The organism is Enterobacter cloacae complex sp. SHL020, from assembly GCF_049236945.1.
GTDB classification, from domain to species: domain Bacteria; phylum Pseudomonadota; class Gammaproteobacteria; order Enterobacterales; family Enterobacteriaceae; genus Enterobacter; species Enterobacter dykesii.
Map to the genome: position 1 here is coordinate 77,557 of NZ_JBMKJF010000003.1, position 23,205 is coordinate 100,761.

Sequence of the window (23,205 nt, forward strand, 5' to 3'; positions counted from 1 at the left end):
CGGAGCAGGGATGCTCCGGGCTGTTATTTCTGTTTCATGAAGTCACGGTAGGCGTTCACGACCTGAAGGAAATCCTCTACGCCGCACATCGACAGGCTTTCTTCGTCGTAGTAGCTCATCCCCTCTTCCATCTCGTCACCTGAAAACTCGAGCTGGTTGGCACGCACCATGACCTCTTCACCGTCCATCCACAGCGTATATTCATGCCCGGCGCGCTGCCAGGATCGTTCACTGCCTTTCACCGTATTTGCCGCCTGTTCAACCTCATCAAGAAGTGCGAGATTTTCTTTCACCTCTTCGTTAAACCAGTGTCCAACGGCTTCGTGGCCCATCGACATATGCACTTTCACCACTCCGGTGATGTCGCGCAGAAATTCGTAATCCATAGTGTTTTCCTCTGCAAAGCCATTAAGGTAATTATCGCAGCAGCGAGGAAGAAAAAAAGCGGGAGAGGTGGGAGGAATGAAAATAAAAAGGTGAGAGCAAGACCCTGCGGCCTGATGCCCTCACCCCGTCCCTCTCCCGTGGGAGAGGGTGCAAACACAAAAAACCGTCTCATGGAGACGGTTTTGCTGTTTATACCGCCGTCTGGAAGATAACCCCGTCGGCCTTCTCGGTGTACTGAGAGAGCTGGTCGAAGTTCAGATAGCGATAGGTATCCACCGCGGTCTTATCCACCTGAGCCACAAAGGTCTGGTACTCTTCCGGCGTTGGCAGTTTGCCAATCAGCGCCGCAACCGCCGCCAGCTCCGCAGAGGCCAGGAAGACGTTCGCACCGGTACCTAAACGGTTCGGGAAGTTACGGGTAGAGGTGGAAACCACCGTCGCACCGTCAGCTACGCGCGCCTGGTTGCCCATACACAGGGAACAGCCAGGGATTTCGATACGCGCACCGCTCTTACCAAACACGCTGTAGTAGCCCTCTTCGGTCAGCTGAGCCGCGTCCATACGGGTTGGCGGCGCCACCCACAGACGGGTTGGCAGCTGGCCTTTGTGGGTATCCAGCAGCTTACCGGCAGCACGGAAGTGACCGATGTTGGTCATACAGGATCCGATGAACACTTCGTCGATCTTCTCGCCCTGAACCTCAGACAGCGGACGCGCGTCGTCCGGATCGTTCGGTGCACACAGGATTGGCTCTTTGATATCCGCCAGATCGATGTCGATCACCGCCGCGTACTCTGCGTCAGCATCGGCTTCCAGCAGTTGCGGATCGGCCAGCCATTTTTCCATGCCCTGGATACGACGCTCCAGCGTACGACGGTCGCCGTAGCCTTCTGCAATCATCCACTTCAGCAGCACGATGTTGGAGGTCAGATACTCGATAATCGGCTCTTTGTTCAGCTTGATGGTACAGCCCGCCGCAGAACGCTCGGCGGAAGCATCGGTCAGCTCGAACGCCTGCTCCACTTTCAGATCCGGCAGCCCTTCAATTTCCAGGATACGGCCAGAGAAGATGTTTTTCTTACCTTTCTTCTCAACGGTCAGCAGGCCCTGTTTAATCGCATACAGCGGGATGGCATGAACCAGGTCGCGCAGGGTGATACCCGGCTGCATTTTACCTTTGAAGCGCACCAGCACCGATTCCGGCATATCCAGCGGCATCACGCCAGTCGCAGCAGCAAACGCCACCAGACCGGAGCCCGCCGGGAAAGAGATACCGATTGGGAAACGGGTATGGGAGTCACCGCCGGTACCCACGGTATCCGGCAGCAGCATGCGGTTCAGCCAGGAGTGGATGACGCCGTCGCCCGGACGCAGGGAAACGCCGCCGCGGTTCATGATGAAGTCTGGCAGCGTGTGGTGCGTGGTCACGTCAACCGGCTTCGGATAGGCCGCCGTGTGGCAGAAGGACTGCATCACCAGGTCAGAAGAGAAGCCCAGGCACGCCAGGTCTTTCAGTTCGTCACGGGTCATTGGGCCAGTGGTGTCCTGAGAGCCCACGGAGGTCATCTTAGGCTCGCAGTACGCGCCAGGACGAACACCGGCTACGCCGCACGCGCGGCCCACCATTTTCTGTGCCAGAGAATAACCGCGATTGCTTTCAGCAACGTCTTTCGCGTGACGGAATACATCACTGTGCGGCAGACCCAGCGCTTCACGCGCTTTGGTAGTCAGACCACGACCAATGATCAGCGGGATACGACCACCGGCACGCACTTCGTCGATCAGCACGTCGGTTTTCAGCTCGAAGCTTGCCAGCAGCTCGTTGGTCTCGTGGTTGCGCACTTCGCCTTTGTACGGGTAAACGTCGATCACGTCGCCCATATTCAGGTTAGAAACGTCCACTTCGATCGGCAGTGCGCCCGCATCTTCCATGGTGTTGAAGAAGATTGGCGCAATTTTGCCGCCGAGGCACAGGCCGCCGCCGCGCTTGTTTGGCACGTGCGGAATGTCGTCGCCCATGAACCACAGCACGGAGTTGGTTGCGGACTTACGGGAAGAACCGGTACCCACAACGTCACCCACATAGGCCAGCGGGAACCCTTTTTTCTGCAGAGCTTCGATCTGTTTGATCGGGCCAACGCTGCCCGGCTGATCCGGCTCAATGCCTTCACGGGCGTTTTTCAGCATCGCCAGAGCGTGCAGAGGGATATCCGGGCGAGACCACGCGTCCGGTGCCGGAGAGAGGTCATCGGTGTTGGTTTCACCGGTCACTTTAAAGACGGTAACGGTGATTTTTTCAGCCAGAGCAGGACGGTTCAGGAACCATTCGGCATCGGCCCAGGACTGCATCACCTGCTTCGCATAGACGTTGCCTGCTTTGGCTTTTTCTTCTACGTCGTAGAAGTTATCGAACATCAGCAGCGTGGAAGAGAGCGCTTTAGCGGCAATTGGTGCCAGCTTGTCGTTATCCAGCGCGTCAATCAGCGGATGAATGTTGTAACCACCCTGCATGGTGCCGAGCAGTTCAATGGCTTTTTCAGGAGTAACCAGTGGGGAGGTGGCTTCGCCTTTGGCGATAGCAGCAAGGAATCCGGCTTTTACGTAGGCAGCTTCATCTACGCCAGGCGGTACGCGGTTGATCAGCAGATCTAACAGGAATTCTTCTTCGCCCTTAGGCGGGTTCTTCAGCAGCTCGACGAGCGCGGCCATTTGGGTTGCATCTAAAGGTTTGGGTACAATTCCCTCGGCGGCACGTTCTGCTACGTGCTTACGGTATTCTTCTAGCACGACGGTTCTCCTCGCTCTCATTGTCATATGCGGCGGGCGTTCTCTTCACGCTCCTGTGAGACAGCAGTTTGTAGGGTAAATGCCCGATACCGCGTCGGGCAGCATAGCAGGATTTCTGCACAGTGTTAATCCGTTTACAAAAAAGCAACATTAAAAAATTTGCTGAATCGTTAAGCATGGTGTAGCGGGGATTCAGGGCATCTTTTTGCGGTATCTTCTGCACCGTGACGCTTCAGTTTTTTCTTCATCAGATATAATTGTGTAATAAATACTCACACTCTTTATCCGGACGTCCCGGACGCTTCCCAATAAAAGTCAAAACTGTAAAAGACGGGTGAATAATACTCACGCCAACCGTAACGCCTCACGGCACAGCGCTTGTCTCGTTGGAGTCATTTTATGAAGTTGCCCTTTAAGCCACATCTGCTCGTCCTTGTGTGCAGTGCCGGGCTGTTTGCCGCCTCGGGCGTCATGTTTGTCAAAGGCCGCGCCACGGAGCCCGCCGCGCCGGCCCCCGTCGCACAACAACCGGCTGCACCTGCGCCTGCCGCAGCCCAGCCCGCACCTGTTGTCGCGCCAGCCTACACTGCCGCGCAAATCGATCAGTGGGTTGCTCCCATCGCGCTCTACCCGGATGCCCTGCTGTCGCAAATTTTAATGGCGTCGACCTATCCGGCCAACGTGATCCAGGCGGCGCAGTGGTCCAAAGACAACCCTAAAATGGAAGGGGACGCCGCGATTCAGGCCGTTGCCAGCCAGCCCTGGGATCCCAGCGTAAAATCGCTGGTCGCGTTTCCTCAGCTTATGTCCCTGATGGGTGAAAACCCGCCGTGGGTACAAAATCTGGGTGATGCGTTTCTCGCGCAGCCGAAAGACGTGATGGATTCCGTTCAGCGCCTGCGCGCGCTGGCGCAGAAGACCGGCGCTCTACAATCCACCCCTCAGCAGACGGTCACCACCGTGACAAAACCGGCGCCAGCGAAAACCAGCGCCACTGAGGCAACGACAACAACGACGGTCGCGCCCGCCCCAACGGTAATCAAAATTGAATCTGCCGATCCGCAGGTTGTTTACGTCCCCACCTATAACCCCAATACGGTTTACGGGACCTGGCCAAACACCGCCTATCCTCCCACCTATCTCCCGCCTACACCCGGGGAGCAGTTTGGCAGCAGCTTCGTAAACGGTTTAGGCTTCAGCCTGGGTGTTGCCACTACCTATGCCATCTTCAGCAACATCGACTGGGATGACGACGATGACTGGGATCATCACCATGACGACTGGGATAATCATGGCGGCTATAACCGCAACGGTGATAACAACATCAATATCAACGTCGAGAACTTCAATAAAATCAGCGGACAGCGCCTGACGGACGCTAACCGTACCTGGCAGCACAACCCGGCCTATCGGGAAGGCGTGCCCTATCCGACTAACCAGCTCAACACTCGCTTCCACTCCACCAACGCGGCCGCAGGGCTAAGTTCAACGCAGCAAAAACCGGTTAACCGCGATAGCCAGCGCCAGGCAGCGCTAAGCCAGATGGAGAAGTCCACGGGTAAAACCTTCCCGCAAACGGCGCGCTCCGGAACGAAAGACGTGCAGCGTCAGGCCTCAGGCGAACAGCTGAAGCAGATTTCGCAGCGCAATAACTATCGCGGCTACGACACCAAACCGCAGACGACGAAGCGGAGCACCGCGCAGCAGCGAGAAAACCGCCAGACCACCGGGCAGAGACAAGAGAAACGGGCTTCACAGCCCGCGCAGCAACGCACTCTGCAGCAGCGAAACAGCCAGCCGCGGGCCAATGCGCTGAGCGGTAACGACAGCCGCTCGGCGAACTGGCAGGCGCAGCAGCAGCGCGGTGCGCAAAGCAGACAGCTCGCTGCGCGCCAGCAGCAGCCACGTCAGGCGTCTGGTGGACGCGCTGAACGCCGTGAAATTCGACATCGCTAAGGGAACCGACATGAAACGTAAACTACTCAGCGGAATGGTGTTATTTATGCTTTCGGCCCCGGTGATGGCGCAGCAGTCCTTTAGCACCCCCGCTCAGGCAACCGATGCGCTGACCAAAGCCATCAGTGAGCAAAATGAGAGCGCGATGACCAACCTGCTTGGAGAGAACTGGCGCGATTTTCTGCCCCCTGAGGGCGTTGATCCGGATGCCGTCGATCGCTTCCTGCGCGACTGGAACGTCCGTCATACCACGGTTGTCGAAGGAGATACGGCGCATCTGGTTGTCGGAGACAGCGGCTGGCAGCTTCCCATCCCGGTGATCAAAACCTCTGCAGGCTGGCAGTTCGACATCAAAGAAGGGGCAGAAGAGATCCTGACCCGCGAAATCGGGCGTAACGAGCTCGCCGCCATTGAAGCCTTACATGCCTATGTTGATGCTCAGCAAAGCTATTTTGCGATGAACCAGAAATACGCGCAGAAGATTGTCAGCTCGAAAGGCAAAAAAGACGGTTTGTACTGGCCCGCCTCGCCCGGCGAAGCGCCCAGCCCGCTCGGCCCGGCATTTAGCCCGAAAGAGCCAGGTACCGGCTATCACGGCTATCGCTTCCGCATCCTGCCGGAGAGTAACGGTTTCGCGATGGTGGCCTGGCCGGTTAGCTACGGTCAGACGGGCGTAATGAGCTTTGTGATAAACCAGGACGACAAGGTGTACCAGTCCGATCTCGGCAGTGATTCAGAGCAGAAAGCCCGGGCGCTAGCCGCCTATAGCCCTGATAAAACCTGGCAGCCTGTGGCCCCCTGAACGCAGCGCATAAAAAAAGCGGCCATTGGCCGCTTTTTTTCATCTGAAGAAACTTATTTCTTCTTCGCTTTCGCGTTTGGCAGGTCGGTGATGCTGCCTTCAAACACTTCTGCCGCCAGGCCCACGGACTCGTGCAGAGTCGGGTGAGCGTGGATGGTCAGCGCGATGTCTTCAGCGTCACAGCCCATTTCGATAGCCAGACCGATTTCACCCAGCAGCTCGCCGCCGTTGGTACCGACAATCGCACCACCGATGACGCGGTGAGTTTCTTTGTCGAAGATCAGTTTGGTCATACCGTCAGCGCAGTCGGAAGCGATAGCACGGCCAGAAGCAGCCCACGGGAAGGTGGCGGTTTCGTAGCTGATGCCTTTCTCTTTCGCTTCTTTCTCAGTCAGACCCACCCATGCCACTTCTGGCTCGGTGTACGCGATAGATGGAATGACTTTCGGATCGAAGTAGTGCTTCATGCCGGCGATAACTTCAGCGGCAACGTGACCTTCGTGAACACCTTTGTGCGCCAGCATTGGCTGACCGACGATATCGCCGATAGCAAAGATGTGCGGCACGTTAGTGCGCAGCTGTTTGTCAACGCGGATAAAGCCACGGTCGTCCACTTCCACGCCAGCTTTGCCCGCGTCGAGGTTTTTACCGTTCGGCACACGACCGATAGCCACCAGCACGGCGTCGTAACGCTGTGGTTCGGATGGGGCTTTTTTGCCTTCCATGGAAACGTAAATACCGTCTTCTTTCGCTTCAACGGCAGTCACTTTGGTTTCCAGCATCAGGTTGAATTTCTTGCTGATGCGTTTGGTGAAGACTTTAACGATGTCTTTGTCGGCAGCCGGGATAACCTGGTCGAACATTTCAACCACGTCGATCTCTGAACCCAGCGCATGGTACACGGTACCCATTTCCAGACCGATGATACCGCCGCCCATGACCAGCAGACGCTTAGGAACGGTTTTCAGCTCCAGCGCATCGGTGGAATCCCACACGCGTGGATCTTCATGCGGAATGAATGGCAGTTCGATTGGGCGAGAGCCTGCCGCGATGATCGCGTTGTCGAAGTTGATCACGGTTTTGCCGTTTTCGCCTTCCACTTCCAGGGTGTTCGCACCGGTGAATTTACCCAGACCGTTTACCACTTTCACTTTACGGCCTTTGGCCATACCCGCCAGACCGCCGGTCAGCTGAGTGATAACTTTCTCTTTCCAGGTACGAATTTTGTCGATATCGGTTTTCGGCTCGCCGAAGACGATACCGTGTTCAGCCAGCGCTTTGGCTTCTTCGATAACTTTCGCTACGTGGAGCAGCGCTTTAGAAGGGATACAGCCGACGTTCAGACAAACACCGCCGAGGGTGCTGTAACGTTCTACGATGACGGTTTCCAGACCTAAATCCGCTGCACGGAATGCTGCGGAGTAACCTGCCGGGCCTGCCCCAAGTACTACGACCTGAGTTTTGATTTCTGTGCTCATCATGACCTCTTAATTTATACCCGTCGTCCACCGGGTCGTTCTATCCGCCCGCAGTTTACAAAATTGTTAACAATTTTGAAACAACAAACGGCTCACGAATTGTCGCTTTCGCCAATAACCTCACAAACACCATGAGATTATCAGAAAAAAGCCGGCCGACTGGCCGGCTTTTCGATTACATCACCAGGCGGCGAATGTCGCTCAGCATGTTGTTGATGATGGTGATGAAGCGCGCACCATCAGCACCGTCGATCACGCGGTGGTCGAAGGACAGAGAGATTGGCATCATCAGACGCGGCACGAACTCTTTGCCGTTCCACACCGGCTCCATCGCGGACTTGGACACACCGAGGATAGCCACTTCCGGCGCGTTAACAATCGGTGCGAAGTGGGTGGTACCCAGGCCGCCGATGCTGGAGATAGTGAAGCAGCCGCCCTGCATTTCGCCGGCAGTCAGCTTACCATCACGCGCTTTCTTGGAGATCACGGTCAGTTCACGGGACAGCTCAGTGATGCTCTTCTTGTTCACGTCTTTGAAGACCGGAACAACCAGACCATTTGGCGTATCAACCGCAACACCGATGTTGATGTATTTCTTCAGCGTCAGCTTCTGGCCGTCTTCGGACAGGGAGCTGTTGAAGCGTGGCATCTGCTCAAGGGCAGCGGCAACGGCTTTCATGATGAAGACCACTGGGGTGAATTTCACGTCCAGTTTGCGCTTCTCAGCTTCAGCGTTCTGCTGTTTACGGAAGGCTTCCAGATCGGTGATATCGGTTTTGTCGAAGTGCGTAACGTGCGGGATCATCACCCAGTTACGGCTCAGGTTAGCACCAGAGATTTTCTGGATGCGGCCCAGCTCCACTTCTTCGATTTCGCCGAACTTGCTGAAGTCCACTTTCGGCCATGGCAGCATGCCCGGGATACCGCCGCCAGCGGCTGCAGCTGGTGCAGCTTCGGCGCGTTTCACCGCGTCTTTCACGTAGGTCTGAACGTCTTCGCGCAGGATACGACCCTTACGGCCGGTCCCTTTCACTTTCGCCAGGTTAACACCGAATTCGCGCGCCAGGCGACGAATCAGCGGGGTAGCGTGGACATAAGCGTCGTTTTCAGCGAACTCAGATTTTTCTGCTTTAGCAGCAGGGGCAGCGGCTGGTTTAGCAGCCTGAGCCGGTGCAGCAGCAGGGGCTGGAGCAGCCGCGGCAGCCGGAGCTGCGGCAGGCGCAGCGCCTTCCACTTCGAAGACCATGATCAGAGAGCCGGTAGACACTTTGTCGCCGGTGCTGATCTTGATCTCTTTAACGGTACCCGCGAACGGCGCTGGCACTTCCATAGAAGCTTTGTCGCCTTCAACGGTGATCAGTGATTGTTCAGCGGCAACTTTGTCGCCCACTTTCACCATCACTTCGGTCACTTCAACTTCGTCACCGCCGATGTCCGGTACGTTCACGTCTTTCGCGCCGCCAGCAGCTGCTGGTGCAGCAGCCGGAGCCGGAGCAGCGGCCTGCGCAGGCGCAGCAGCAGGTGCAGGTGCAGCACCCGCCACTTCGAAGATCATGATAAGCGACCCGGTAGACACTTTGTCGCCGGTGTTGATCTTGATCTCTTTAACGGTACCCGCGAACGGAGCCGGCACTTCCATAGAGGCTTTATCGCCTTCTACGGTGATCAGTGACTGCTCAGCCGCAACGGTGTCGCCCACTTTCACCAGGATTTCAGTGACTTCAACTTCGTCACCGCCGATGTCAGGCACGTTCACTTCTTTCGCGCTCGCGGCAGCTGCTGGAGCAGCGGCGGCCGGAGCGGCTTTCTTCTCTTCCTGCGCAGGTGCAGCTGCTGCTGCACCGTCGGCGGAATCGAAAATCATGATCAGTTTGCCGGTCTCGGTTTTATCGCCAACAGAGACTTTGATCTCTTTAACGATGCCAGCCTGAGGAGACGGGACTTCCATAGAGGCTTTATCGCCTTCTACGGTGATCAGCGACTGTTCAGCTTCAACTTTGTCGCCTACTTTGACCAGGATCTCGGTGATTTCAACTTCATCAGCCCCGATGTCCGGTACATTGATTTCGATAGCCATTATTCTTTTACCTCTTACGCCAGACGCGGGTTAACTTTTTCTGCATCGATGTTGAATTTGGTGATTGCGTCCGCAACCACTTTCTTATCGATTTCGCCACGTTTAGCCAGTTCGCCCAGTGCTGCTACAACCACGTAAGAAGCATCAACTTCGAAGTGGTGACGCAGGTTTTCGCGGCTGTCAGAACGACCGAAGCCGTCAGTACCCAGAACGCGATAATCATCAGCTGGAACGTAAGTACGAACCTGCTCAGCGAACAGTTTCATATAGTCAGTAGACGCCACCGCTGGCGCGTCGTTCATCACCTGAGCGATGTACGGAACGCGTGGAGTTTCCATTGGGTGCAGCATGTTCCAACGCTCACAATCCTGGCCATCACGCGCCAGTTCAGTGAAGGAAGTCACAGAGTACACGTCGGAACCCACACCGTAGTCTTTCGCCAGGATCTGCGCTGCTTCACGTACGTGACGCAGGATAGAGCCGGAGCCCAGCAGCTGAACTTTACCTTTGCTACCTTCGAGGGTTTCGAGTTTGTAGATACCTTTACGGATACCTTCCTCGGCACCTGCTGGCATTGCCGGCATGTGGTAGTTTTCGTTCAGGGTGGTGATGTAGTAGTAAATGTTCTCTTGCGCTTCACCGTACATGCGCTGCAGACCGTCATGCATGATGACTGCCACTTCGTACGCGTAAGACGGGTCGTAAGAGATACAGTTAGGGATAGTCAGAGACTGAATGTGGCTGTGGCCATCTTCGTGCTGCAGACCTTCACCGTTCAGAGTCGTACGACCGGAGGTACCGCCTACCAGGAAGCCGCGAGCCTGCTGGTCGCCTGCCTGCCAGCACAGGTCACCGATACGCTGGAACCCGAACATGGAGTAGTAGATGTAGAACGGGATCATCGGCAGGTTGTTGGTGCTGTAAGAGGTCGCAGCAGCCAGCCAGGATGCGCCTGCGCCCAGCTCGTTGATACCTTCCTGCAGAATCTGACCTTTCTCGTCTTCTTTGTAGTATGCAACCTGCTCACGGTCCTGCGGGGTGTACTGCTGGCCGTTCGGGCTGTAGATACCGATCTGACGGAACAGACCTTCCATACCGAAAGTACGCGCTTCGTCGGCGATGATTGGAACCAGACGATCTTTGATCGACTTGTTCTTCAGCATCACGTTCAGGGCACGAACGAAAGCGATAGTGGTGGAGATCTCTTTGTTCTGCTCTTCCAGCAGCTGAGAGAAGTCTTCCAGCGCTGGCAGTTCCAGCTTCTCGGTGAAGTTTGGCTGACGAGCTGGCAGGTAGCCTTTCAGCGCCTGACGACGTTCGTGCAGGTACTTGTGCTCTTCAGAGCCTTCCGGGAAGGTGATGTAAGACAGGTTTTCTACCTGCTCATCGGTCACTGGAACGTTGAAACGGTCGCGGATATAACGCACGCCGTCCATGTTCATTTTCTTAACCTGGTGAGCGATGTTTTTACCTTCTGCGGTATCACCCATGCCGTAACCTTTGATGGTATGGGCCAGGATTACAGTCGCTTTACCTTTGGTTTCACGCGCTTTTTTCAGTGCAGCGTAGACTTTCTTCGGATCGTGACCACCACGGTTCAGGGCCCAGATCTGCTCATCAGTCCAGTCAGCAACGAGTGCTGCGGTTTCAGGATATTTACCGAAGAAGTGCTCACGAACGTAGGCACCGTCTTTGGATTTGAAGGTCTGGTAGTCACCGTCAACGGTTTCGTTCATCAGCTGGATCAGCTTACCGCTGGTATCTTTACGCAGCAGTTCATCCCAACGACCGCCCCACATGACCTTGATCACGTTCCAGCCAGCACCTGCGAAGATGCCTTCCAGTTCGTTGATGATCTTGCCGTTACCGGTTACCGGACCATCCAGACGCTGCAGGTTACAGTTGATGATGAAGCACAGGTTGTCCAGCTTCTCACGGGTTGCGATGGTGATCGCACCTTTGGATTCTGGCTCATCCATTTCGCCGTCGCCCAGGAAGGCGTAAACGGTCTGCTCAGAGGTGTCTTTCAGACCACGGTGTTCCAGGTATTTCAGGAATTTAGCCTGGTAGATCGCACCGATTGGGCCCAGACCCATAGATACGGTCGGGAACTGCCAGAATTCAGGCATCAGTTTAGGGTGCGGGTAAGAAGACAGACCTTTACCGTGAACTTCCTGACGGAAGTTGTTCATCTGCTCTTCAGTCAGACGACCTTCCAGGAATGCACGTGCATAGATACCCGGAGAGATGTGGCCCTGGAAGTACACCAGATCGCCGCCGTCTTTCTCGTTCGCTGCACGGAAGAAGTGGTTGAAGCACACTTCGTAAACGGTCGCAGAAGACTGGAAGGACGCCATGTGACCACCCAGTTCCAGGTCTTTCTTGGATGCGCGCAGAACGGTCATGATGGCGTTCCAGCGGATTGCAGAACGGATACGACGTTCCAGATCCAGATTGCCCGGGTATTCCGGTTCGTCTTCGACGGCAATCGTGTTTACGTAGTTGCTAGCCCCTGCACCTGAAGCAACCTTCACACCGCCTTTGCGGGCTTCAGAAAGCAGCTGATCAATCAGATACTGAGCGCGCTCAACACCTTCTTCACGGATGACCGATTCGATCGCCTGTAGCCAGTCGCGAGTTTCGATCGGATCCACGTCATTTTGGAGACGTTCTGACATGGGGGTATTCCTTATCTATCTAATACGTTGATTTGTCTGGAACCTGTCCCATTGTGCTCTTTGTTCTTAATATTTCGGGTTATCTCTTTGTTGGCTGCGCTTTCTCACCCCGGTCACATAGTTCGCTATGCTCCCGGGGATTCGCGCGCTTGCCGCCGCGATATAACCCGAACTATTTGAACAACCAAAAGCACAATAAGACAGGTTCTGCGTTTAGTTGCCGCGCTCTAAAAGTACCTGGCGCTTAATCCTTTCGTTGCTGTATGCGGCGTAATGAACGTTCGCGACGCGATTGTTCACGGCTGCGGTCCAGCAAGATTTCCTCAATGAAAGCCAGATGGCGGTGCGACGCTTCGCGCGCCTGCTCCGGTTCCCCGGCCATTATCGCCTCGAATACTCGGGTGCGATGGTTGCTTACCAGTGGGAGCATGTCCCGACGGGCATACAACAATTCAAAATTCTGACGAACGTTCTGGGCCAGCATCGGCTCCATGCAGCGTAGCAGATGGAGGAGCACCACGTTGTGGGCCGCTTCGGTGACGGCGATTTGATACTGGACGACGGCGCTGGACTCGGCGTCTAAATCGCCGGACTGCTGTGCCCGTTCAATGGCCTGATGCAGTTCGCGGATACGCACGCGATCTTCATCAGTGCTGCGAAGGGCGGCGTAATAGGCCGCAATACCTTCAAGCGCGTGACGGGTCTCAAGCAGGTCAAACTGGGATTCTGGGTGGTCAGAGAGAAGTTCTACCAGCGGATCGCTGAAGCTCTGCCACAGGCTGTTTTGCACAAAGGTTCCGCCGCCCTGGCGACGAAGCAGCAAGCCCTTTGCTTCGAGACGTTGAATCGCCTCACGCAGAGAGGGACGTGAAACGTCGAACTGTTTTGCCAGCTCGCGTTCTGGCGGAAGTTTCTCACCCGGGCGCAGAGTCCCTTCGAGGATTAAAAACTCCAGCTGCTGCTCAATCACATCAGATAGTTTTGGTTGGCGAATTTTGCTGTAGGCCATATTCCCTGTCTTACGCCTTTTTGCCCGGAGTCAATTGGTCTTACCAATTTCTATTTCGTATCGCTAAAGTAACAAAGTATTCACCTTCTGTCCATATTGGTTTTGATTGAAATCAGTAAACCCTGCACATTTTAACAACCTTACAGAAATAACGTTTCAGAAATGTAACTTTGCACAAATGAGTTGATTACTCACAAAGAGGGAGTTTTAACCATAATGAAACGAGGGTTTTTGCAATCTGAAGCGATTCAACAAGGCAAATAATGAAAATTCGCCCACTTACGGCGCATTTCTATTCTATAGGTTGGGTGAGGAAGAATGAGCGGGCCGATTTACAAATGCTTTCTTTTTATTCAAGTCGTCATCACCCCTTCATAAAGCAGGTGCATTCGCAGGCACTTACCACTATTCTTGCGCTTACGGAAGTCATTCCCGCTTTTTTCGGTCTCGTTAACCGTAAAGAAATAAATACAGAATATGGATTTTCATAATTACACACGCACAGCGTGAACATAACAACCACACACGAGGTTTCAAATGGAAGCTCAACAGCACGGCGATCAGCTAAAGCGCGGGCTTAAAAACCGCCATATACAGCTCATCGCACTGGGCGGTGCGATTGGTACCGGCCTGTTTCTGGGCAGCGCATCCGTTATCCAGTCAGCCGGTCCCGGCATTATTTTGGGTTACGCGATTGCGGGTTTCATAGCTTTTCTCATCATGCGCCAGCTGGGTGAAATGGTGGTTGAAGAGCCGGTCGCAGGCTCCTTCAGCCACTTTGCCTATAAATACTGGGGCAGCTTTGCCGGTTTCGCCTCGGGCTGGAACTACTGGGTGCTGTACGTTCTGGTTGCCATGGCCGAGCTTACCGCCGTCGGGAAATACATTCAGTTCTGGTATCCCGAGATCCCAACCTGGGCCTCCGCAGCGGCTTTCTTCGTCATTATTAACGCCATTAACCTGACCAACGTAAAAGTATTCGGGGAAATGGAGTTCTGGTTTGCCATTATTAAGGTGATTGCCGTAGTGGCGATGATTATCTTTGGCGGCTGGCTGCTGTTCAGCGGCAACGGCGGCCCGCAGGCCACCGTGCGCAACCTCTGGGAACAGGGCGGATTCCTGCCTCACGGCATGACCGGCCTGGTAATGATGATGGCCATTATCATGTTCTCCTTCGGCGGCCTCGAGCTGGTGGGCATCACCGCCGCTGAAGCCGACAACCCGGAGCAGAGCATTCCAAAAGCCACTAACCAGGTTATCTATCGCATTCTGATCTTCTATGTGGGCTCGCTGGCCGTGCTGCTCTCCCTGCTGCCGTGGACGCGCGTGACCGCCGACACCAGCCCGTTTGTGCTGATCTTCCACGAGCTGGGCGACACCTTTGTCGCGAACGCCCTGAACATCGTGGTGCTGACCGCCGCGCTCTCCGTTTACAACAGCTGCGTATACTGCAACAGCCGCATGCTGTTCGGCCTGGCCCAGCAGGGGAACGCGCCAAAAGCGCTGCTCAACGTCGATAAACGCGGCGTGCCGGTAAACACAATTCTGGTTTCGGCGGTCGTGACCGCGCTGTGCGTACTCATTAACTACATGGCACCGGAATCGGCATTTGGCCTGCTGATGGCACTGGTGGTCTCTGCCCTGGTCATCAACTGGGCGATGATCAGCCTGGCGCACATGAAGTTCCGCCGCGCAAAACAGCAGCAGGGCGTCACCACGCGCTTCCCTGCCCTGCTCTATCCGCTGGGCAACTGGGTGTGCCTGGTGTTCATGGCGGCCGTGCTGGTGATCATGCTGATCACGCCGGGAATGGCGATTTCCGTCTACCTGATCCCGGTCTGGATTGCGATCCTTGGCGTGGGCTATCTCTTCAGTCAGAAAAGCCGTAAAGCCATGAAGGCACACTAAGCCCCTCTCCGCGGCGCCTGCTTTTGCGGGTGCCGCGCGTTGTTACCTCCCTCACACTTTCACGCCCACAGCGCTTTTATCCATATCACCGCCCTGATACTGCAACGCATATATTCCTTTGCCAGCGAATAATTCTCTCCATACCGTAAACCGGAGAGCTGTCGATGGATAACAACACACTGTCAGTAAAAGAAAAGATCGGCTATGGGATGGGCGACGCGGGATGCAACATCATCTTCGGCGCCATCATGCTGTTTGTTAACTATTTTTATACGGATATTTTTGGCCTTGCCCCTGCACTGGTCGGCGTGCTGCTGCTTTCCGTGCGCGTGATTGATGCCGTAACGGACCCGATCATGGGCGCGATTGCTGACCGAACCCGCAGTAAATATGGTCGGTTTCGTCCATGGCTGCTGTGGATCGCTTTCCCCTACGCGCTGTTCAGCATTCTGATGTTCACCACGCCGGAGTGGAGCTATAACAGCAAAGTTATCTATGCGTTTGTCACCTACTTCCTGCTCTCTTTGACCTATACGGCCATCAACATTCCCTACTGCTCGCTGGGCGGGGTGATCACCAACGATCCAAAAGAACGCGTGGCCTGCCAGTCTTATCGCTTCGTGCTGGTCGGTATCGCCACGCTGCTGCTCTCATTAACGCTGCTGCCGATGGCTGACTGGTTTGGCGGGGATAACAAAGCCAAAGGCTACCAGATGGCGATGACCGTCCTGGCGCTGATTGGGACCTGCATGTTCCTGTTCTGCTTCGCCACCGTGCGCGAGCGCGTGCGTCCGGCGGTACAGAGCAACGACGAGCTGAAAAACGATCTGAAAGACGTGTGGAAGAACGACCAGTGGGTACGCATTCTGCTCCTGACGCTCTGCAACGTCTGCCCGGGCTTTATCCGCATGGCGGCCACCATGTATTACGTCACCTGGGTGATGGGCCAGAGCACCCACTTCGCCACGCTGTTTATCAGCCTGGGCGTGGTCGGCATGATGCTCGGCAGCATGCTGGCAAAAGTGCTGACCGACCGCTGGTGCAAGCTGAAGGTCTTCTTCTGGACCAATATCGTTCTGGCGATTTTCTCAACCGCCTTTTATTTCTTCGACCCGAAAGCCACCGTCACCATCGTGGTGCTCTACGTCCTGCTGAACATCCTGCACCAGATCCCGTCTCCGCTACACTGGTCGCTGATGGCCGACGTGGACGACTACGGCGAGTGGAAGACCGGTAAGCGCATCACGGGGATCAGCTTCTCCGGCAACATCTTCTTCCTGAAGCTGGGGCTGGCGATTGCCGGGGCGATGGTCGGCTTCCTGCTCTCCTGGTACGGTTATGACGCGGGCGCAAAAGCGCAGAGCGCGGACGCCATCAATGGGATCGTGCTGCTCTTTACCGTCATTCCCGGCATTGGATACTTAGTTACTGCGGGCGTGGTGCGCCTGCTGAAAGTGGACCGCGAAACCATGAAGCAGATCCAGTCCGATCTGGAAAAGCGTCGCAATAACTACCGCGAGCTGAATGATTATCAGGAACTCAAAGTCGCTGAGACAAAATAAGGAAAGCCAAATGCAAACCTGGCCAAACCCGTTTATTGAACAACGCGCAGATCCGTACATTTTACGCCACGAGGGGCAGTATTATTTTATCGCCTCCGTGCCGGAGTACGACAGGCTGGCGATCCGCCGCGCAGCGTCGCTGGAAGACTTACGTCATGCCGAAGAAGTAGTGGTCTGGCGCAAACCCGAGACCGGGCCGATGAGCCAGCTAATCTGGGCGCCGGAACTGCACCACATCGACGGGAAGTGGTACATCTATTTTGCTGCGACGCACACCCAGGCGCTCGACGGGCTCGGAATGTTCCAGCACCGCATGTTCGCCATTGAATGTGCCGACGGCGATCCGCTCACCGGGGCGTGGGTGGATAAAGGGCAAATCAAAACGCCTTTCGATACCTTCGCTCTGGACGCTACCACCTTTGTTCATCAGGGGAAACACTGGTATCTGTGGGCGCAAAAAGCGCCGGATATCACCGGCAACTCCAATCTTTATCTGTGTGAAATGGAGAACCCGTGGACGCTGAAAGGCGAGCCGGTGATGCTCAGCAAGCCGGAGTATGACTGGGAGCGTCGCGGGTTTTGGGTCAACGAGGGCCCGGCGGTACTTGTTCACGGCGATCGGCTGTTTATCAGCTATTCCGCCAGCGCCACCGACGAGAACTACTGCATGGGGTTACTGTGGATAGAGCTGAATGCCGATCCGCAAAACCCGGCAAACTGGCACAAATCCCCGCGTCCAGTGTTCGTTACCAGCTATGAGAACCGCCAGTTCGGCCCGGGCCACAACAGCTTTACGCAAACGCCGGAAGGGGAAGATGTGCTGGTGTATCACGCGCGGAATTACACCGAAATTGAGGGCGACCCGCTGTACGATCCGAATCGCCATACCCGACTGAAGCTTGTCCGCTGGAATGAAAACGGGATGCCTGATTTCGGCATCCCGCCCGCAGATACGCTTTAGCCTTTGCGGCGCGCTGGCCTACACCAGCGTGCCGTAAATCGTCAGCAGCGCCACGATCACCACCACCACAAACGACGTTTTCTTCGCCATGGAGACAGCGGCCTTCGGCGTTTCAATCTTGTCTGTATGCGGCTCGCGCGCCAGCGAGAACTGCGCCAGACGCGTTAACACCTGGTACTGAGACGTATGGCGGTCGGTAAGCGAGGCAAACCACGCGGGAAGCGCTTTTTCACCGTGTCCAATTAACGCGTACACTACGCCCACCAGACGCACGGGGAGCCAGTCGAGAACGTGCAGGATGGCATCGATGCCGGACAGCAAACGTTCATGCGGCGTCAGATAACGTGCAAGCCAGGTCTGCCAGGCGCGCAGGAACGCATACCCCATCAGCAGTACCGGTCCCCACGGCCCCCCCACTACAAACCAGAACAGCGGCGCAAGATAGTAACGGAAGTTAATCCACAGCAGCGCGTTTTGCAGCTCGCGCAGGAATTCGCGCTCGTCGCAGTCAGGCGGCACGCCGTGGATCATCGTCAGCTCGCTCGCCATGGCACCGCGCGCATGGGCATCGTCACGGGAGGCGGCTTTCAGGTAGGCGTGATAGTGCAAACGCACCTTGCCTGCGCCAATGCACAGCACTCCAAGCAGGATCCACACCACCAGCAGCGGCACGTTGAAAAAGAGTCCGTACAGCGAGCGCAGGAGCAGGAACGTAATGACCATCACCCCTGCCATCATCAGCAGCGTGCGCAGCATGGAAAAATGTTTGATACGGCGGAATAACACCTCCAGCCGGTGATCCAGATGCCAGTGCTCGCCGAGCTTGAACAGGCGTTCAGCGATGATAACCAGCAGCATGGTAAACAACGTCATGGTATCTCCTTATTCTGACGACGCGGTGAGCATGGCGCGAAACCGGGGCCAGTCAAAGGCCGGGCCGGGATCGGTTTTTCTCTCCGGGGCAATATCACTGTGTCCCGTGATATTGTCGGCGATAGCCGGGTAGAGTCCGATAAGCGTGCGGGTCACTGCCGCTAGCCGTTGATACTGTGAATCGGTGTAGGGCGTAGTATCCGTGCCTTCCATTTCGATCCCGATAGAAAAATCGTTGCACCGTTCGCGCCCGTGATACATCGACACGCCGGCATGCCAGGCGCGCTTATCAAAGGGAACATACTGAACCACTTCACCATCGCGACGAATCAGGCAGTGAGCCGATACGCGCAGATGTGCAATTTCAGCAAAGAAGGGATGAGCATCGGGATCAATAGTTCCCGTGAATAACGCATCGATCCACGGGCCGCCAAATTCACCCGGCAGGAGACTAATATTATGAACCACCAGCAGTGTGGGCTTTTCATCCTCCGGGCGGCAATCGTGGTGCGGCGAGGGCACACGCCGCGCATCCACCAGCCATCCGTTTTCTAACAACATGCTGGAACTCCTTCTGTATGGTGCAATGACTCGGTTCAGAGTAGCATGTTTCAATATTATGATTCGTTACCAATTTGGAGTTTTATCATGCCGCCTCGCCGCTACAACCCGGACCACCGACGTGAAGCGCTTCTGGAACGTATTAATATGGATATTCCGGCAAGCGTCTCCCATGCTTTGAAAGAAGATCTGGGCGGTGACGTTAACGCTGAAAAGGATATTACCGCACAATTATTGCCAAAAGAGACACGCTCGCACGCGGTCATTATCACCCGTGAAGAGGGCGTGTTTTGCGGCAAGCGTTGGGTCGAAGAGGTATTTACCCAGCTGGCGGGTGATGATGTGCAGATTATCTGGCACGTTGAAGACGGCGATGCAATTACGGCAAACCAGCCGCTGTTCGAGCTGGACGGTCCTTCCCGCGTCTTGCTGACCGGCGAACGTACCGCGCTCAATTTTGTACAAACGCTCTCCGGCGTCGCCAGCGAAGTGCGTCGCTACGTTGACCTGCTGGCCGGTACCCGAACCCAGCTGCTGGATACCCGCAAAACACTGCCGGGCCTGCGCACCGCGCTGAAGTACGCGGTGCTCTGCGGCGGCGGCGCAAACCATCGTCTGGGCCTGTCCGACGCTTTCCTGATTAAAGAGAACCACATTATTGCCTCGGGCTCCGTGCGTCAGGCGGTGGAGAAGGCCTTCTGGCTGCACCCTGATGTGCCGGTTGAAGTGGAAGTGGAAAACCTGGACGAGCTGGAGCAGGCGATTAAGGCCGGGGCCGATATCATCATGCTCGATAACTTCGAAACCGAGCAGATGCGTGAGGCGGTGAAACTGACCAACGGCCGGGCCCAGCTCGAAGTGTCCGGAAACGTCACCTTCGAAACAATCCGTGAATTTGCCGAAACCGGCGTGGATTACATCTCCGTCGGCGCACTGACCAAGCACGTTCGCGCTCTCGACCTCTCGATGCGTTTTAAATAGTCATTCCTCTCCCCTCTCCGCCCTGAGAGGGGAATTTCAGCCCCGCTCGCAAATCCGCTGTTCTTCCCTGCAACGCGGCATAAATTCTCTGAATGCGCTCTCCCGTTCCTTTTTTTGTCCCTCGTTTCTGCACTTTCCCGCTGACAAAGTAGCGCAACTTTGCATAAGGAGCAGATATGAACAGACAACAAGGCTTCACACTCATTGAGCTAATGGTAGTCATTGGCATCATTGCGATCCTGAGCGCCATCGGCGTTCCCGCCTATCAGAACTACCTGCGCAAGGCGGCGCTGACCGATATGCTGCAAACCTTCGTTCCCTACCGCACGGCCATCGAGCTTTGCGCGCTGGATCACGGTGGCGTGGAGAGCTGCGATGCCGGCAGTAACGGTATCCCTTCCCCCACCACGACACGCTACGTTTCAGGAATGAGCGTGGCGAAAGGGACCGTGACCTTAACAGGACAGGAGAGTCTTAACGGGCTGACGGTAACCATGACGCCACGGTGGAGCGACGGCAACGGTATGACGGGCTGGACGCGCGACTGCAACATCAGCGCGGACAGCGCCCTGAAACAGGCCTGCGAAGACGTTTTCCGCTTCGACAATAACTGAGGAGCGGATAATGAATACCGATCAACTCGTGGCGCTTTGTCAGCGCCATCACGCTCTGCTGCTCACCAGCGACAGTGACATGGTCAGCATCGCCGTCGTGGGCAGCCCCGCGGCTGAACTCATGGAGGCGCTGCGCTTCGCGACCCAGAAACGGATTGATATTGAGTGCTGGAGCGCTGAGCGCATGGAAAAACACCGGCAGCTAACGTCACAATCGCATCTGCCCGTTGTTTCGCAAACACACTCGACGGTGGATATCCTCAACCACACGCTGCAGCTGGCAATCAACCAGCGCGCCTCCGACATTCATATCGAACCGATGGAGCACGCATGCCAGATCCGTTTACGCATCGACGGGGTGCTTTGCCCCCAGCCTCCGCTTTCCGCCTCGCTGGCCAGCCTGTTCAGCGCACGTTTAAAGGTGCTGGGTAACCTGGATATTGCAGAACGTCGTTTACCTCAGGACGGTCAGTTTACGATTGAGCTGGCAAACGCGCCGGTCTCGTTTCGGATCGCGACGCTTCCCTGCAGCGGCGGCGAGAAAATTGTGCTGCGTCTGCTGCATCAGGTTCAGCAGGCTCTTGAGCCGAAAGCGCTTGGTATGAGCGCAGAACAACTGGCCTGTTTTAATGAGGTCCTCCACCAGCCGCAGGGGCTGATTCTGGTCACCGGCCCTACCGGCAGCGGCAAAACCGTGACGCTGTACAGCGCGCTGCAGGCGCGTAACACCCCCGACGTCAACATCTGTAGCGTAGAGGATCCCATTGAGATCCCCCTTGCGGGATTAAACCAGACGCAGATTAATCCCCGGGCGGGTTTAACATTCCAGAGCGTGCTGAGGGCGCTGCTGCGTCAGGATCCAGACATCATTATGGTCGGCGAAATCCGTGACGGCGAAACGGCAGAAATTGCCATTAATGCCGCTCAGACCGGTCATCTGGTACTGTCAACGCTGCACACCAACTCAACGACGGAAACCCTGATTCGTCTGGAGCAGATGGGCGTCGCGCGCTGGATGATATCTTCCGCGCTGTCGATGGTGATTGCCCAGCGGCTGGTCCGGCGTTTGTGTCCGCACTGTCGCCGGGAAGCCAGCGAGCATGCTGAATTACCGCGCTCCGTATGGCCCAGACCGCTTCCACGCTGGCAGCCCACCGGCTGCGATCGCTGTTATCACGGTTTTTATGGCCGCGTGGCCATTTTTGAAGTGCTGGCGATCGACAATGCCTTGCGTCAGGCCATTGCCAGCGGGGCGGGAATCGAAGTGATAGAGGCGAGTGCCCGGCAGGCGGGAATGATTTCTCTTTTTGAGCACGGCTGCATGGCCGTAGAACAAGGGCTGACCACGATCGAAGAGCTGGTGCGCGTGCTGGGAATGCCGGATGGCTGCTAATCAGCTCTGGCGCTGGCGAGCGCTCACCAAAGAAGGAGAACCCCGAAGCGGAACACTCTGGGCCACAGACCGCACTGCCGCCTTCACCAGGCTGATGCGTAGCGATCTCCATCCTCTGGCGCTGACCCGATGCGCTCAGCGGCACCGCTGGCGGCCGCATCACTGCTGCGAGATGTTTCGCCAGCTCGCAACGCTTCTGCAGGCGGGGCTGACGTTGTCCCACAGCCTGCAGATGCTGGCAGAGCAACATCCGTTAAAACCGTGGCAGGCGCTGCTGCAAAGCATTGCCGATGAGCTCAGTGAGGGATCCCCCTTTTCTGAGTCGCTAAAAAAGTGGCCAGCGGTGTTTAGCCCACTGCATGTCTCTATGGTGAAAACCGGTGAGCTCACAGGGAAACTGGAGGAGTGCTGCCGTCAGCTCGCGCAGCAGCAAAAAGCGCAGCAGCAGCTCAGAGAGAAGGTGAAAAAGGCCCTACGCTACCCGGCGATCGTCCTGACGCTGGCCGTACTCGTGGTGCTGGCGATGGTCATTCTGGTCTTGCCCGAGTTTGCCGCGATCTACAAAACGTTTAACACGCCGCTCCCGATGCTGACGCAAATGGTCATGGGGATGGCCGCATTTATCCAGTCCTATGCCCTCGCGTTGTTCGTCGCGTTATTAACGCCCTTAGCCGCCGCCTGGGCACTGCGGCACAATCCTCGCTGGCAGCGCATGCTGATGCACATGCCCGTGATGGGCGCGCTGGCAAAAGGCCAAAAACTGGGGCACATCTTTACCGTGCTGTCACTCACGCAGCAGGCAGGTATCCCCTTTTTACAGGGTCTGGAGAGCGCAGAGGAGACCGTTGAAAGTTGTTACTGGCGGGGGATACTCCACAGCGTTCGGGAGGACATTGAAAAAGGTCTCCCCGTCTGGTCATCCTTTCAGAAAGCGGCCATCTTTACCCCGCTGTGTATTCAGCTTTTACGAACCGGTGAAATGTCAGGTGCGCTGGACATCATGCTGGCAAATCTCGCCCGGCACCACACGGAACAGACCTTTCAACGGGCAGATAATCTGGCGGCACTTCTCGAGCCAGTGCTTCTGATTGTGACAGGGGTCATCATCGGCACGCTGGTAGTGGCAATGTATCTGCCGATTTTCCATCTGGGGGATGCGATGAGCGCGGGGTAGTGCT

The 23,205-nt window shown here is 56.0% G+C and carries 18 protein-coding genes; 10 read left to right on the forward strand and 8 right to left on the reverse strand.

The window, feature by feature from the left end; genetic code table 11:
• Positions 1–23 precede the first annotated feature (23 nt).
• Together yacL and acnB are read right to left on the reverse strand one after the other, a co-directional pair.
• Entirely contained in the window at positions 24–386 is a 363-nt protein-coding gene (gene yacL / locus ACOTZB_RS09285) for a protein YacL (RefSeq protein ID WP_337279749.1), read from the reverse strand.
• Between the two features lie 190 nt (positions 387–576).
• On the reverse strand, positions 577–3,174 hold the full coding sequence (gene acnB / locus ACOTZB_RS09290) for a bifunctional aconitate hydratase 2/2-methylisocitrate dehydratase (RefSeq protein ID WP_421626968.1): 2,598 nt from the start codon (positions 3,172–3,174) through the stop codon (positions 577–579).
• Between the two features lie 399 nt (positions 3,175–3,573).
• On the opposite strand from acnB, the gene ACOTZB_RS09295 reads away from it, so the two are divergent.
• Both ACOTZB_RS09295 and ACOTZB_RS09300 read left to right on the forward strand, forming a co-directional pair.
• Complete coding sequence (locus tag ACOTZB_RS09295; RefSeq protein ID WP_421626969.1) at positions 3,574–5,130, forward strand: DUF3300 domain-containing protein; 1,557 nt, start codon at positions 3,574–3,576, stop codon at positions 5,128–5,130.
• A gap of 10 nt (positions 5,131–5,140) precedes the next feature.
• Positions 5,141–5,932 carry a DUF2950 family protein gene (locus tag ACOTZB_RS09300; RefSeq protein ID WP_421627199.1) on the forward strand — a complete coding sequence of 264 codons (792 nt, stop codon included), beginning with the start codon at positions 5,141–5,143 and terminating at the stop codon, positions 5,930–5,932.
• A gap of 53 nt (positions 5,933–5,985) precedes the next feature.
• Here the strand turns inward: ACOTZB_RS09300 and lpdA are convergent, their stop codons facing one another.
• The 4 genes from lpdA to pdhR all read right to left on the reverse strand — a co-directional run bounded on the left by lpdA (position 5,986) and on the right by pdhR (position 13,174).
• Complete coding sequence (gene lpdA / locus ACOTZB_RS09305) at positions 5,986–7,410, reverse strand: dihydrolipoyl dehydrogenase (RefSeq protein WP_003856313.1); 1,425 nt, start codon at positions 7,408–7,410, stop codon at positions 5,986–5,988.
• Between the two features lie 175 nt (positions 7,411–7,585).
• Entirely contained in the window at positions 7,586–9,487 is a 1,902-nt protein-coding gene (gene aceF / locus ACOTZB_RS09310) for a pyruvate dehydrogenase complex dihydrolipoyllysine-residue acetyltransferase (protein ID WP_421626970.1), read from the reverse strand.
• Positions 9,488–9,501: 14 nt separating this feature from the next.
• Entirely contained in the window at positions 9,502–12,165 is a 2,664-nt protein-coding gene (gene aceE, locus ACOTZB_RS09315) for a pyruvate dehydrogenase (acetyl-transferring), homodimeric type (RefSeq protein ID WP_257258722.1), read from the reverse strand.
• A 244-nt stretch (positions 12,166–12,409) separates the two neighbouring features.
• A complete protein-coding gene (gene pdhR / locus ACOTZB_RS09320) occupies positions 12,410–13,174 on the reverse strand; it encodes a pyruvate dehydrogenase complex transcriptional repressor PdhR (RefSeq protein WP_008501960.1) in 765 nt (254 codons plus the stop codon).
• 263 nt (positions 13,175–13,437) lie between these two features.
• Between pdhR and ACOTZB_RS09325 the strand changes: the two genes are divergently transcribed.
• The 4 genes from ACOTZB_RS09325 to ACOTZB_RS09340 all read left to right on the forward strand — a co-directional run bounded on the left by ACOTZB_RS09325 (position 13,438) and on the right by ACOTZB_RS09340 (position 17,605).
• Complete coding sequence (locus ACOTZB_RS09325; protein ID WP_126328840.1) at positions 13,438–13,665, forward strand: hypothetical protein; 228 nt, start codon at positions 13,438–13,440, stop codon at positions 13,663–13,665.
• A gap of 46 nt (positions 13,666–13,711) precedes the next feature.
• On the forward strand, positions 13,712–15,082 hold the full coding sequence (aroP, locus tag ACOTZB_RS09330) for an aromatic amino acid transporter AroP (RefSeq protein WP_421626971.1): 1,371 nt from the start codon (positions 13,712–13,714) through the stop codon (positions 15,080–15,082).
• Positions 15,083–15,246: 164 nt separating this feature from the next.
• Positions 15,247–16,644, forward strand: coding sequence for a glycoside-pentoside-hexuronide (GPH):cation symporter (locus ACOTZB_RS09335; RefSeq protein WP_421626972.1), 1,398 nt, complete (start codon positions 15,247–15,249; stop codon positions 16,642–16,644).
• Positions 16,645–16,654: 10 nt separating this feature from the next.
• Complete coding sequence (locus ACOTZB_RS09340; RefSeq protein WP_421626973.1) at positions 16,655–17,605, forward strand: family 43 glycosylhydrolase; 951 nt, start codon at positions 16,655–16,657, stop codon at positions 17,603–17,605.
• Between the two features lie 18 nt (positions 17,606–17,623).
• Here ACOTZB_RS09340 and ampE read toward each other — a convergent pair whose 3' ends face one another.
• A complete protein-coding gene (ampE, locus tag ACOTZB_RS09345; protein WP_421626974.1) occupies positions 17,624–18,478 on the reverse strand; it encodes a beta-lactamase regulator AmpE in 855 nt (284 codons plus the stop codon).
• Positions 18,479–18,487: 9 nt separating this feature from the next.
• Positions 18,488–19,039 carry a 1,6-anhydro-N-acetylmuramyl-L-alanine amidase AmpD gene (ampD, locus tag ACOTZB_RS09350; protein ID WP_421626975.1) on the reverse strand — a complete coding sequence of 184 codons (552 nt, stop codon included), beginning with the start codon at positions 19,037–19,039 and terminating at the stop codon, positions 18,488–18,490.
• Positions 19,040–19,126: 87 nt separating this feature from the next.
• Between ampD and nadC the strand changes: the two genes are divergently transcribed.
• The 4 genes from nadC (at position 19,127) to hofC (ending at position 23,201) form a co-directional block, all read left to right on the forward strand.
• Positions 19,127–20,020, forward strand: coding sequence for a carboxylating nicotinate-nucleotide diphosphorylase (nadC, locus tag ACOTZB_RS09355; protein ID WP_115876431.1), 894 nt, complete (start codon positions 19,127–19,129; stop codon positions 20,018–20,020).
• 176 nt (positions 20,021–20,196) lie between these two features.
• Positions 20,197–20,634 (forward strand): prepilin peptidase-dependent pilin, encoded by a 438-nt coding sequence (gene ppdD / locus ACOTZB_RS09360; RefSeq protein WP_047060126.1) that lies wholly within the window; start codon positions 20,197–20,199, stop codon positions 20,632–20,634.
• A 10-nt stretch (positions 20,635–20,644) separates the two neighbouring features.
• The gene (gene gspE, locus ACOTZB_RS09365; RefSeq protein ID WP_421626976.1) at positions 20,645–22,027 is read left to right on the forward strand and encodes a type II secretion system protein GspE; all 1,383 of its coding nucleotides are present in this window, start codon (positions 20,645–20,647) and stop codon (positions 22,025–22,027) included.
• Positions 22,017–23,201: a protein transport protein HofC gene (gene hofC / locus ACOTZB_RS09370; protein ID WP_421626977.1), complete on the forward strand. Its 1,185-nt coding sequence runs from the start codon at positions 22,017–22,019 to the stop codon at positions 23,199–23,201. The genes gspE and hofC overlap by 11 nt, the downstream gene beginning before the upstream one ends.
• Positions 23,202–23,205: the final 4 nt, after the last annotated feature.